Here is a 12,732-nt window from a genome sequence, read left to right as displayed (position 1 = left end):
ATTGTCGAACTGATTGGGGAGCTTGTTGGAATAGTTGCGGCAATCGCCATAATCTATTTCACAGTGTGGCTATTCATCTTGCTAGTCGGCATGTCCTTGACGCTCGCAAATTGGAACAGAACAAAAACAGAATGTTTAGACGTTCATTTGAACGCCGATGGTTGCGACTGCCTGAACTCGGCTAAGTATCTGATTTGTTTGGAGGCGAGTAGGAGAATCGAACTCCTGTACGCGGATTTGCAATCCGCTGCGTCACCACTCCGCCAACTCGCCTTTTCAATGACTTAGCTGTGGCACGTGGTGTCCTGCCACACAGTCTGGCACATCTTCTATTTCTGTTCCCTTTTGTTCGCAAGGGGCAAAGCGACAATAAATCCCAAAAATCTGTAGACAGCGTGGCATGAATTTTGTGCCGAACCTCTTGGGTGGAGTGCTCCACGATTTTGGCGCCCTGGCCGGTCACTGCAGCGGGCACCTGCCGTCTATCCTGAACTCATCTGTGATCAGATAATTTCATCTTCATCGAACATCGGATCGTCAGCCAACTGTGTTGAGTGATCATCCATGGCATCCTCCGCCTTTTTGACGGACTGGACCCGGGCGAGATGAAACACCGCATCGCCTTCGTTTACAATTGGCAACACGGCGCGACCAACGATGATACCGCCAAAAGGCGCCGCTATCTCTGTTTCAAGTTCTCCAAAGGGATCCGACACCACGCCAAGCAGGTCATCTCGGTGGACAAGTTCGCCGTCGGCTTTCAGACTGCGGAACAATCCCCCCATCGGGGCACGCAGCCATTTGCTGGAGGCGCAAAACTGCGGTTGACCTTTGGTCACGGCAACGCCGCGCCCTGATATCATATTGAGCGATTTCAGCACCCGCAGAATGCCGACCTGCCCCGCCCGCACCGAGACCTCGTCAAAGCGCAAGCCCTCGCCAGCTTCATAGAGCAGAACAGGTGTGCCCAGATCTTGGGCTGCCTGCCGCAAAGACCCTTCGCGGATTGGCGATTCCATGATGATTGGCGCGCCAAAGGCATCCGCCAGTTTCCGGATCTCGGGATCACCGGGTGACACCCGTACCTGCGGGTAGTTGGTTCGGTGGATGGCTGCTGAATGCAAATCAATACCGACGTCTGCACGCGATACAATCTGGGATAAAAACTGATTGGCGAGCCGCGCGGCAAGCGATCCGCCTTCGCTGCCGGGAAAGGACCGGTTAAGGTCCCGCCTGTCGGGCAAGTAGCGAGATTTGTTGATAAACCCAAAAGAGTTCACAATCGGCACGACAATCAAAGTGCCGCGCATCCCGCGCAATGTCGACGATTTGAGCAATCGGCGCACGATCTCGATGCCGATCACTTCGTCGCCGTGAATGCCTGCGCTGATAAACACCGTGGGCCCGTCTAATTTGCCATGGATCACATGAACCGACATCATGACCGGTGTGTGATCAGACAGGGAACTGACAGGCAAATCAATGGTCTGGCGGCTACCAGCGGCAACCACTTGACCGCCGATTTCAAACGCAGGTCGTTTGGGCATTACCCTTTGCCCTTGGTCTTGGTGGCACCGGGCTTCGCGCTCTTCTCGATGAACTCAATCATCTTGCCCGCGATATCAAGGCCGGTGGCCTTTTCGACACCCTCCAGACCGGGAGAGGAGTTCACTTCCATCACCAGCGGCCCATTATCAGAGCGCAACATATCAACGCCACAGGCATTCAATCCCATCGACTTTGCGGCGCCAACGGCTGTGGCGCGTTCGGCAGGCGACAGCTTGATCACCTCGGCTGTGCCCCCGAGATGCAGGTTGGAGCGGAATTCGCCCTCGGCCCCTTTCCGCTTCATGGCCGCGACCACCTTGCCGCCAACAACAATCGCGCGGATATCCGTGCCGCCGGCCTCTTTGATAAACTCCTGCACCAGGATATTGGTTTTTGTTGCGCGAAAGGCCTCGATCACGGATTTGGCGGAGCGATCAGTATCCGCCAGAACCACCCCCATGCCCTGGGTGCCTTCCAGCAGTTTGATGACCAAGGGGGCACTGCCTGCCACTTTCAGGACTTCTTCCGTTTGTTTGGGATCATGGGCAAATGTGGTTGCCGGCAGGCCGATACCATCGCGCGCCAACAGCTGCATCGAGCGCAGTTTGTCACGTGAGCGGCCGATGCCGACGCTTTCGTTCAATGGGTAAACGCCCATCATTTCGAACTGCCGCAACACAGCCATGCCATAAAAGGTAATGGATGCGCCAATCCGGGGGATCACCGCGTCATAGCCTGTCAGCTTTTCGCCGTTGTAGTAGATTTCGGGACGCCGCGACACGATGTTCATGTAGCACCGCAGGGTATCGACAATTCTGATTTCATGGCCGCGGGCCTCGGCGGCTTCGACAAGACGCTTATGGGAATAGAGATTTGGATTTCGGGCAAGCATTACAATTTTCATGAAGGAGAGCTCATTTCATCAGAGTGTTGGGCCGAAACTGGCATCGTCAAATTGCTTTTGCTCGGATCGACAAGAATATGGTGGCGGCGCAAAGCGGTGCGCCCGACAATCATGCGGAACTTCATGTCTGAACGCTCGGTGAGCGACAGGTCGATCTTCCACAGACGGGTGCCAATCCGAAACTTGGTTCGAATGATAATGCGGGACTGCGGTATACCACTTGTGTTCTTGATATCCCGCAGGTCATGGATCGGGCATTCCACATCCGTATCAAGCGCATCATCATCAAACCTGGTGTGAAACTTAACCCAAGGCACGTTATCGCGCTCAAAGGTTACAATATTTGTCGCATGTAATGCAGAGGTTCGCGCGCCGGTATCGATTTTTGCTTTGAGGTTCTTGAGCCCCAGAAGCGGCAGATCAACACGCTCTCGCCAGCCGACAATGAGCATTTGAATCGTCTCCAGTTTCTATTTGGGGCCTATCATGGCAGCTTTGCTCGGATGTACCAACCGGATTAGGTAGGCCACAAGAGGTCGCAGCATGCGCTGTGTATTTCGCATTGTATCTTGCCTGCGACGACAGCACATTCACCACTGATCCGGCCCACGCGCTTGGCGGTGATGGGTCGATTTGAATGTCAGTTTGAATGTCAGGGAGACAGATACCACATGAAACTTTTGCGATTTGGTCCGTTGGGCAGTGAAAAACCGGGTCTGTTGGATGCCGAGGGCAGGATCCGCGATCTGTCTGGCGTGGTGGAGGATATCGCTGGCGAGGTACTGGGCGACAGCCAGTTGCAGGCGCTGCGGGCGATTGATCCAGCCAGCCTGCCTCTGGTGGAAGAGACCCCACGGATTGGTGCCTGCGTCGGACAGGTGGGCAAATTCATCTGTATTGGTCTCAACTACGCCGATCACGCCGCCGAAGCAGGCATGCAGCTGCCAGAGGAACCGGTGGTCTTTTTCAAAGCCACCTCAGCCATTTGCGGCCCCAATGATGACACCGAAATCCCCCGGAACTCGGTCAAAACTGACTGGGAGGTCGAACTGGGCGTGGTAATCGGCAAGCCCACAAAATATGTCTCTGCTGACGCGGCCCTGTCCCATGTTGCGGGCTATTGCGTGGTCAATGACCTGTCGGAGCGCGATTTTCAGATCCATCGCTCGGGACAGTGGGTCAAGGGCAAATCCTGCGATACATTTGGGCCCATCGGCCCCTGGCTGGTGACCCGCGACGAGGTGCCCGATCCGCAGGACCTGGCCATGTATCTAGAGGTGAACGGCCATCGTTATCAGGATGGCTCCACCCGGACGATGCATTTTGACGTGGCCACTGTCATCTCGCATCTGTCTCAGTTCATGAGCCTGCAGCCGGGGGATGTGATTTCAACCGGGACACCTCCGGGTGTTGGTATGGGACAACGCCCCGAGGTCTACCTAAAGCCTGGCGACCGCATGGAGCTGGGGGTCGAGGGGCTGGGCGTGCAAAAACAAAATGTGGTGGCAAGCGACTAGGGTCAGGACCCAAACCAAGCCACAGGGCTGGCAGAGGCCCCACCCGCGCCAGACTGCCCGCTCTTCCCACCCCAAACAAAGTGCCGCAGCCTGTTTCGGCGCGGCTTTTGTTGCCAGCGCGGTAAAACCATGTTTAGTCCGGCAGTAACCTTGATGGGCTAGCCTGCGCCGCGACACCTTTGGGTCGCAGCGCAGGCTGGAACGTTTCACAGACGAGACCAGACGAAAGCAGTCAAAACATCAAACTCACCGGGGGGCATATTGCATATCAACCCCAATAAGTATACCACCGCATACAACCAGCTTGTTCCGACTCGCCAGACCCTTTCTGACACCCGTCGTTCAAGCTCACGTGCAACACTATATCGGCGGGAAAACCATGACCTTGTACACTGACTACCTAGCAGAGATTGAAACGCGCAAAGAGCAGGGCCTGCACCCCAAGCCCATCGACGGGGCAGACCTGGTTGCAGAGCTCATCGCGCAGATCAAAGATACAGGCAACGCATATCGCGAGGACTCCCTCAACTTCTTCATTTACAACACACTTCCCGGCACAACCAGCGCCGCCGGCGTAAAGGCTCAGTTCCTGAAAGAGATCATTCTTGGTCAGGAAGTTGTTGCGGAAATCACCCCCACCTTTGCCTTTGAACTGCTGTCGCACATGAAGGGTGGCCCTTCGATTGAAATGCTGCTGGATCTGGCGCTTGGCGATGATGCCGCAATTGCAGCCCAGGCCGCCGAGGTTCTGAAAACCCAATTCTTCCTCTATGAGGCAGACACTGATCGTCTGGCCGCCGCCCACGCCGAGGGCAAGGCGATCGCAACGGAGATTCTGGAAAGCTACGCCCAGGCTGAATTCTTCACCAAGCTTCCCGAGATCGAAGAAGAAATCAAGGTTGTCACCTATATCGCAGGCATCGGCGACATTTCCACGGATCTTCTGTCTCCCGGCAACCAGGCCCATTCGCGCTCTGACCGGGAGCTGCATGGCCAGTGCATGATCACCCCCGAAGCGCAGGCGGAAATCCAGGCGCTGCAACAAGCACACCCCGATGCGCGCGTCATGCTGATTGCAGAAAAAGGCACCATGGGTGTGGGCTCTTCGCGGATGTCCGGCGTCAACAACGTCGCGCTTTGGACCGGCAAACAGGCCAGCCCCTATGTTCCCTTTGTGAACTTTGCCCCTGTTGTGGCAGGCACCAACGGCATTTCGCCGATCTTTCTGACCACCGTTGGTGTGACCGGCGGGATTGGTCTGGATCTGAAGAACTGGGTCAAAAAGACCGATGCAGATGGCAACACCGTGCTGGACGAAAACGGCGATCCGGTTCTGGAGCAGGCCTATTCGGTTGAGACCGGCAAGGTGCTGACCATCAACACCAAGACCAAAAAGCTATATGATGGCGACACCGAGCTGGTGGATGTGTCCTCTGCCTTCACGCCGCAAAAAGCCGAGTTCATGAAGGCCGGCGGCTCCTATGCTGTGGTCTTTGGCAAAAAGCTGCAGACATTCGCCGCCGAGGCGCTTGGCCAGGAGCTGAAATCTGCCTTTGCCCCGTCCAAAGAGATCACCCATGAGGGTCAGGGCCTGACCGCGGTTGAAAAGATCTTCAACAAAAATGCCCGTGGCGTGGCCACCACCGCCGATCTGCACGCTGGTTCGGATGTGCGCGTCAAGGTCAATATCGTTGGCTCGCAGGACACCACCGGCCTGATGACCAGCCAGGAGCTCGAAGCCATGGCCGCCACGGTGATTTCACCTTCGGTTGATGGCGCCTATCAATCCGGCTGTCACACCGCCTCTGTGTGGGATCTCAAGGCCCAGGCCAATATTCCCAAGCTGATGAGCTTTATGAACAAATTCGGCCTGATCACCGCGCGTGACCCCAAGGGCGAATACCACGCGATGACCGACGTGATCCACAAGGTGCTGAACGACCTGACTGTGGATGACTGGGACATCACCATCGGCGGCGACAGCCACACCCGGATGTCCAAAGGTGTTGCCTTTGGTGCCGACTCCGGCACCGTTGCCCTGGCGCTGGCCACCGGCGAAGCCACCATGCCGATCCCTGAATCCGTCAAGGTGACCTTCAAGGGCGCCATGAAGAGCTACATGGATTTCCGCGATGTGGTTCACGCCACCCAGTCGCAGATGTTGAAACAGTTCGGCGACAACGTCTTCCAGGGCCGTATCATCGAAGTCCACATCGGCACCCTGCTGGCGGATCAGGCCTTTACCTTCACCGACTGGACCGCCGAGATGAAGGCCAAGGCCTCCATCTGTATTTCCAACGATGAAACCCTGATCGGGTCGCTGGAACTGGCCAAGGGCCGTATCCAGATCATGATCGACAAGGGCATGGATAACCCGGGCCAGACGCTGCAGGGGCTGATCGACAAGGCAGACAAACGGATCGCCGAAATCAAGTCGGGTGAAAACCCTGCCCTGAAACCGGATGACAACGCCAAGTATTTTGCTGAAGTTGTTGTGGATCTTGACGAGATCGACGAGCCGATGATCGCAGATCCGGATGTGAACAACGCCGATGTCTCCAAGCGGTACACCCATGACACCATTCGCCCTGTGTCCTATTACGGCGGTGAAAAGCACGTCGATCTGGGCTTTGTTGGCTCCTGCATGGTGCATAAGGGGGATATGAAAATTGTCGCTCAGATGCTCAAAAACGTTGAAAAAGCCAACGGCAAGGTGGAATTCAAGGCACCTCTGGTGGTTGCCGCGCCAACCTACAACATCATTGATGAGCTGAAAGAAGAAGGCGACTGGGAAGTTCTTGAGCGCTACTCGGGCTTTGAATTTGATGATTTCATGCCCAAGAGCAAAGCCCGCACCGAGTATGAGAACATTCTCTACCTCGAACGCCCCGGTTGTAACCTCTGCATGGGGAACCAGGAAAAAGCCGCCAAGGGGGATACGGTTCTGGCAACCTCCACCCGCCTGTTCCAGGGCCGTGTTGTGGAAGATGCCTCCGAGAAGAAGGGCGAGTCACTGCTGGCCTCTACCCCGGTTGTTGTCCTCTCAGCGATCCTGGGCCGGACCCCCACACTGGAAGAGTATAAGGCCGCTGTGGAAGGCATTGACCTCACCAAGTTCTCGCCGCCACTGGCCGTCCCTGCGGCGGCCAAATCGGCCCATTTCTAAGGGCTGACCAGGCACTTCAACGCTGGCACTTCAACGCTGGCAGATCACCGCAAGAAAGAGGCGCAATGGAAACATTGCGCCTCTTTTCTTTGCAGCCCATTTCTGCCCCCCACTCATGTGTATCCTGTTGCGTCGTCCTGCCCCCCACAATCTATCAGGGCGGCTGGCAGGAGGGCTGAACAGGGGTGCGGATTAACAGGAGGGCAAGCAGACTGGCGGCGAGCAGACTGGGCCAGGTCTCTTGGGCTCTGGGGGAGTACCGGGTCAACTCTCTTTGATTTGGGACGAGGCCTTGACCATAGCCGCCAACAGATCGCTACGCTGAACCGGTTTCATCAGGCGGATGTCTTCGGGTCGCAGACCATTGCCATGCACCGTCGCCTCGCTGGCATAGCCAGACATGAACACAATCGGCAGCTCCGGCCATTTCTGTCGCAATTTCTTGGCCAGGCTGGTCCCCTGCAATTCGCCTGGCATGACAATATCTGTCAGCAGCAGATCAAAGCTGGGATTGGCGACAAAGGTGTCATAGGCCTCATCGCCTGAGGCGGTTGCTGTGACCTGATAGCCTGCGCGCTCCAGGATCGTGACCAGCGTATTGCGCACGTCGTCCTCGTCTTCGGCCAGCAACAGCCGGCGCCCTGCCCCTTCAGAAGCTGTTTCAGCCGACTGCGGTCGCATCGCGGGCTCTGGCTGATCCTTTGCCGCAGGGAAATACAGCTTGAAAGTTGTGCCCTCGCCGACCTCGGAATAGACCTGCACGGTGCCGCCTGACTGGCGCATAAAGCCAAGGGTCATCGACAGACCCAGCCCAGAGCCAACCCCCGGTGGCTTGGTGGTAAAGAAGGGCTCAAAAATAGAGGGCAGGATCTCCTTGGCTATCCCCGGCCCGGTGTCACTGACCGCCACCATCACGTAGCGCCCAGGTGTAAGCTCTTCTTGCCGCAGGTCGATATAATCCTCGTCGATCCGTACATTTGCGGTTTCGATTGTCAGGTGCCCCCTGCCCCCCATCGCATCCCGCGCGTTGAGCGTCAGATTGAGAAGCGCACTTTCAAGCGAGGCCCGGTCCACATCTACCGCCCAAAGCCCTGCCAGCAGAGAGGTTTCCACCCTCACGCTTTCTGGCAGCGTGCGGCCTATCCAGTTTTTCGCCTCTCGCAACACATCATTGATATCCAGTTTTACCGGCGTGAGCGGCGCTTTGCGCGCAAAGGCCAGCATATTTCTGGTCAGATCCGCGCCACGCAGGGAGGCGGCAATAGCTGCGTCGATCAGCTTGATTTGGTTTTCCGGCTCCTCGCCATCCCGCAAAAGCTCCAGATTGCCCAGGATAACAGCCAGCAGATTGTTAAAGTCATGGGCCACGCCCCCGGTCAGCTGGCCAATGCTTTCAAACTTCTGCGCCCGCCGGGCAATCTCGCGCTCCTGCTGTATCTGCCTTTGCGCTTCGACCTGTTTTGTTGCATCCAGTTGCACCGCGCGCAGCAATGTCCGGCCGTCCTCTTCAAATGAAAAACTGCCGTGAAAATCTAACCAGCGGGTCGATCCATCCCGCGCGGTGATCTTATACTGGTGAGAACAGGGAGCGCCGGTTTTGCGGCAGCGCTCAATAAGACCCGTGAACTCTTTGATGTCATCTGGATCGTGCATCTTGGCGATCAGTCCGGGGTTCTCATAGAACTCCTGATCCGTAACGCCCCAGATCTCCTTACATTTGGGGCTGATATACAAAAGTGACGGGTTCTTGTCCTCTGTCAGGTCAAGCTCCATCACGATGCCTGGCAATTCTTCGGCAACCATCGCCAAGCGCCCCAGCGAAGAGCGATGCTGTTTTTCCGCCTCGCGTGTATCGGTAAGATCCATGTGCATACCGGTCACACGGGTTGGAATGCTGCCATTTTTGGAATCCGAAATCCAAACCGCGCGAATATTTCGCAGCGCCCCATCGGGGCGGCGCACGCGGAACTCCCCCCGCCCCACCAGTTGCTCCCCGCGCCAAACCCGATCTGCTTCGGCTTTTACCTTGGGAAAGTCTTTCGGAAAGACCAGGGATTCCCAGTCCGAGATTGGCACCAGCCCCTGCTCCTGCGCGGGAAGGGTGGATTTTTCCAGCCCATACATTGCCAGCATACCAGCATCAAAAAAGGGGCGCTGGTCGCCTCTGTTCCGCCGGAATCTCCCCATGCCCGATACCCGCATTGCCAAATCCAGGTTTTCCGACAACTCATTGGCACCATTCACTTTCTCGGCAAGCCGAATGGCAAATTCCAGTATTCTCCAGGTGATGAGAATAAAGCCGGTCCCGGTTAGTCCAAAAATCACGACCACCTTCGACGTCACCGGCAGAGATTGGGGCTGGGGCGAAAAAAGGGTCATGTAGAAAAACGGCACCGTGAGCAGCATGACATAGCCGACCAGCATCATCACAAGACTCCGCCGCGGAATATGTGGCCAAGGTTTGGCCGCCCGCAGATAGCTCCCCGCCAGACCAAGGAATGGGGTGGCACATGCCATATAAATGCCAGCGGTGGGCATGGGATCGCCAATCGCAACCCGGTACAGGACCGCACAGGGACCCGCGATCAGGATGCCGGCAGGTCCAGCAAGGTAGCCGGCAAACAACAGCGGCCCGGAGATGGCGCTCATCACCATTGGCAGTGGCCCAACCGGAACCGAGGTCATGCTCAGCGAGATCACAATCACCCCGAGAAACACACCAATCAGTACTTTTTGAGTTTGCTCTTTGCCTCTTAGAAAATCAGAGGTGAAGGTCGCAAAGACCAAAACACCAGCCAGGGAAAGGGAGATCAGGCTTTGCAGGAAAAAGGCGAACATTACGTCTCCACTTTTGCGGGCGTTTGCCCAGTACTAACGCGATTGAGCACGGTTCTTATGCCTGCTGTCAATGACTGCGCATATGGCCTCTCGTCAACTGAGGCATCTGGCCAGATGGGCCTCATGAGGTTGCACATAAATTCCATAAAAAATTAATATATTTCAATATGTTAAGGCAAAATTACTATTCCTGCTCACGCACAGGGCCTTTCAAAAATAGTGTAAAAAAGCACCAATGCAGCTGCAGTCTCTGACCAGACAGCCTGCGGAGCGCCCAAAATCCGAGACGCGAGGCCAATTTAATCCCGGTGGTGATCCCGGTGGCTCACAGCGCTGGAGGACAACTCCTGGGCGCCCTCCGAACTCTCTATCCGAACTCTCTATATTATGAGACCTTCAAGGGGGGGCATGTTGGGGGGCAAGAGGTTTGAACGCCTGACATCTTTGGTGTGAACAACACGCCCCAGGCTCAAGCTATTGATTTCAGGCAAGGGAACCGCTTGCTATTCAAGTGTTTTCCGCCACCCAGGCAAGACAGACCTGTTCAGCCCAGGTCAGGGAACCTATGGACACTTCGTCATAGAACGCAGATGACTGCACCCAGCCCAAACCAGCCCCAAGCATCATCGATGCCAATTTGCGTCAGCCGACCTTCGCTGCGCAGGTAGCGAACTCACACACTGCGGACGAAGTATGCATTCGCTGCACTTGCGCCAATGGCCGCTTTTGAGAAAGAACGTTGAGCAGTCATCATCGCTTTCCGTTGTGCGAAGTCTCTAACGTCAAAAGGCAATGTGTGGGCGGGTCACCATCAGCCAAAGCAAAACAACGATTGCGGAGAAAGCGGGAACGCCACAAGCGAACCAAATGCGGTAGAGGCGGCTGTATCGCGGTGTCAGGGCTATGTGCTGTTGAACGGATATCCGGGCCTCGTCCCGCATCTTTGTTTGTATCCAGACAACTGGCAGCCAGAACAGCCCAATAAATACATAAAGGGCCAGAGAAAGTGCCAGCCAACCGTCCGAAACGCTCCATCCAATATGTTGCATCAATAGATAGCCGGTGATCGGTTGTGCGATGGCGGCGGTGGCAGTGAAGAGCATATCAGCAACGACAACAACCGACGCCGTTTGAGCGACAAAAGACGGATCAGATGTGCGATGCGCCATCAGCATAAAAAATGCAATCCCAGTGCCGGTGCCAATCAAGACACAAGCGCCCAGAACATGCGCGACCCGAAGAAATTCGCCCCAATCCATCAGCGTGCCTCCAATGCGGCACGCGCAACAAGGGCCAGGATAATTGACGGCACCACCTTGACCAATGGGCCAAGCGGATCAACCCAGAGAGATGGTACCGTGATCGTCGATGCCAAAAGATAGAACAGGCTTACGCCGACCGCCGCCCAACAGGCATGGTACGCATATTTCCGGAATGCAAAGGCGGCTGCGATGGCAATATCAACTACAGCCCAAAAGAGAACGCTGGTGACGGCTAGGCCGTGAGGCCAACCCACCCCCTCCAAAACCAGCGCGGCTTCGTTGACCCGGGCAATTCCGACAACGCCCGAAGTTAGCCAAAAGAAACAAAGGCACGCTATAATGACGGGCGCAAGCAGTGCCATACGTGCAAACAAGCGATCCTGCGCGCCAACCGGCATTCTCCTCAGAGTTTGTGGGAGTGTTGAGATCTGAGACATTCCAAATCTTCTGAGGTCTGCTGGCTTGGCCAGAACACCTTCTGACAGCACTTTCAGCGCGGTAGTGCGCAGCGGAGAACGCCAACCAAGCCACGAAAGTGCGTCAGCCAGTTTCGCAACAGCAAAGACGCAAAAGTTAGGCAAAGCGATTTCGCATATCGCCGGGGAGAACCCAAGCCACTGTCGCATCTGCGACAATATCTCACGAAGGGAATGGGCCTCTGGCTCCACGAGATCCAAGTCCAGCCCGTTTGGTATCTGGCCTTCTGTTGCGGCCACGACAGTCGAGGCCACATCGTCGAGTGAGACGGTCTGAATTTTTGCATCCGGCGTGGAAATTGGTTGTATCCAGGGAAAAGCCGCCAGCATACGGAGCATGGTCGTGCCACCGTAGGCATTCGATGCAAGGACAAGGCCTGGACGGAGTATGAGCCACTTTCCTCCGGCGGCTCGAATGGCTGCGTCTCCTCGGCCCTTGGACGCCAGGAAGGAAGTCGTGGCCTGTGGATTGGCGCCCACCGCCGATATTTGGATCAAAGCAACATTTTCAGCACAACAGGCCGCTGCAAGCGCAGCGACGGCATCATGGTGAATTGCTTCAAGATCATCTTCGGGGCCATCTTGCAATGCACCGGAACAGTTTACGACGGTCGAAAACTCACGGATAATTTGACGCCACTGGGCCTCTTCACAAAGCGTTCTGATATCGTGTTCAATCCAAGGAATATCAGGCAACACCCGCCGCGCCACTTGCATGTTTCGGCCAAGCCCCGTGACGCTATAGCCCTCCGAGATCAGCCTCTTAGAAATGCCGTAGCCAATAAGACCGTAGGCACCGACCACGAGTACATCGTTTGTTTGTGAATTCACGTTTCTCGTTCCATGATTGCATCGTCATCAAAATCAATTTCTGGCAGCGCAGACATTAGCTGCACTGTGGAAACCCAGCAAGTTGGGCTCAATGCGGAAGTTCGCTGCAGGTGACCCTATGTCGGTTGCCGGGACGTTTGTGTCACTTCAAGGCATGAATGTCGTGTCCCGCGCTGCCGATCAGCTCCGA

At 56.0% G+C, this 12,732-nt stretch carries 8 protein-coding genes and 1 tRNA gene; 2 read left to right on the top strand and 7 right to left on the bottom strand.

Annotation, left to right across the window (positions count from 1 at the left end; all coding sequences use genetic code 11):
• Positions 1-199: 199 nt before the first annotated feature.
• The 4 genes from ARCT_RS0109585 to ARCT_RS25760 form a co-directional block, all read right to left on the bottom strand.
• Positions 200-273 (bottom strand) — tRNA-Cys (locus tag ARCT_RS0109585).
• A 230-nt stretch (positions 274-503) separates the two neighbouring features.
• Positions 504-1,547 carry a succinylglutamate desuccinylase/aspartoacylase family protein gene (locus tag ARCT_RS0109580; protein WP_027239872.1) on the bottom strand — a complete coding sequence of 348 codons (1,044 nt, stop codon included), beginning with the start codon at positions 1,545-1,547 and terminating at the stop codon, positions 504-506.
• On the bottom strand, positions 1,547-2,452 hold the full coding sequence (gene rimK / locus ARCT_RS0109575) for a 30S ribosomal protein S6--L-glutamate ligase (RefSeq protein ID WP_027239871.1): 906 nt from the start codon (positions 2,450-2,452) through the stop codon (positions 1,547-1,549). Before rimK ends, ARCT_RS0109580 begins: the two co-directional genes overlap by 1 nt.
• A complete protein-coding gene (locus ARCT_RS25760) occupies positions 2,449-2,904 on the bottom strand; it encodes an ATP-dependent zinc protease family protein (RefSeq protein WP_036784696.1) in 456 nt (151 codons plus the stop codon). Before ARCT_RS25760 ends, rimK begins: the two co-directional genes overlap by 4 nt.
• A 219-nt stretch (positions 2,905-3,123) precedes the next feature.
• On the opposite strand from ARCT_RS25760, the gene ARCT_RS0109565 reads away from it, so the two are divergent.
• Together ARCT_RS0109565 and ARCT_RS0109560 are read left to right on the top strand one after the other, a co-directional pair.
• Complete coding sequence (locus ARCT_RS0109565; RefSeq protein WP_027239870.1) at positions 3,124-3,969, top strand: ureidoglycolate lyase; 846 nt, start codon at positions 3,124-3,126, stop codon at positions 3,967-3,969.
• Positions 3,970-4,348: 379 nt separating this feature from the next.
• Complete coding sequence (locus ARCT_RS0109560) at positions 4,349-7,135, top strand: bifunctional aconitate hydratase 2/2-methylisocitrate dehydratase (protein WP_027239869.1); 2,787 nt, start codon at positions 4,349-4,351, stop codon at positions 7,133-7,135.
• Positions 7,136-7,399: 264 nt separating this feature from the next.
• On the opposite strand, the gene ARCT_RS27035 is transcribed toward ARCT_RS0109560, so the two are convergent.
• The 3 genes from ARCT_RS27035 to ARCT_RS0109545 form a co-directional block, all read right to left on the bottom strand.
• The gene (locus tag ARCT_RS27035) at positions 7,400-9,973 is read right to left on the bottom strand and encodes a PAS domain-containing protein (RefSeq protein WP_051360639.1); all 2,574 of its coding nucleotides are present in this window, start codon (positions 9,971-9,973) and stop codon (positions 7,400-7,402) included.
• Between the two features lie 782 nt (positions 9,974-10,755).
• On the bottom strand, positions 10,756-11,232 hold the full coding sequence (locus tag ARCT_RS0109550) for a DUF2269 family protein (RefSeq protein WP_027239868.1): 477 nt from the start codon (positions 11,230-11,232) through the stop codon (positions 10,756-10,758).
• Positions 11,232-12,542: an SDR family oxidoreductase gene (locus tag ARCT_RS0109545; protein WP_027239867.1), complete on the bottom strand. Its 1,311-nt coding sequence runs from the start codon at positions 12,540-12,542 to the stop codon at positions 11,232-11,234. The genes ARCT_RS0109550 and ARCT_RS0109545 overlap by 1 nt, the downstream gene beginning before the upstream one ends.
• Positions 12,543-12,732 lie beyond the last annotated feature (190 nt).

This window comes from Pseudophaeobacter arcticus DSM 23566 (genome assembly GCF_000473205.1).
GTDB lineage: Bacteria > Pseudomonadota > Alphaproteobacteria > Rhodobacterales > Rhodobacteraceae > Pseudophaeobacter > Pseudophaeobacter arcticus.
This window is presented reverse-complemented; position numbering and strand designations above follow the sequence as displayed.

Excerpts from the sequence above, each read along its gene's own strand:
- ARCT_RS0109580 (WP_027239872.1), bottom strand. The coding sequence starts at position 1,547 with ATGCCCAAACGACCTGCGTTTGAAATCGGCGGTCAAGTGGTTGCCGCT.
- rimK (WP_027239871.1), bottom strand. The coding sequence starts at position 2,452 with ATGAAAATTGTAATGCTTGCCCGAAATCCAAATCTCTATTCCCATAAG.
- ARCT_RS25760 (WP_036784696.1), bottom strand. The coding sequence starts at position 2,904 with ATGCTCATTGTCGGCTGGCGAGAGCGTGTTGATCTGCCGCTTCTGGGG.
- ARCT_RS0109565 (WP_027239870.1), top strand. The coding sequence starts at position 3,124 with ATGAAACTTTTGCGATTTGGTCCGTTGGGCAGTGAAAAACCGGGTCTG.
- ARCT_RS0109560 (WP_027239869.1), top strand. The coding sequence starts at position 4,349 with ATGACCTTGTACACTGACTACCTAGCAGAGATTGAAACGCGCAAAGAG.
- ARCT_RS27035 (WP_051360639.1), bottom strand. The coding sequence starts at position 9,973 with ATGTTCGCCTTTTTCCTGCAAAGCCTGATCTCCCTTTCCCTGGCTGGT.
- ARCT_RS0109550 (WP_027239868.1), bottom strand. The coding sequence starts at position 11,232 with ATGGATTGGGGCGAATTTCTTCGGGTCGCGCATGTTCTGGGCGCTTGT.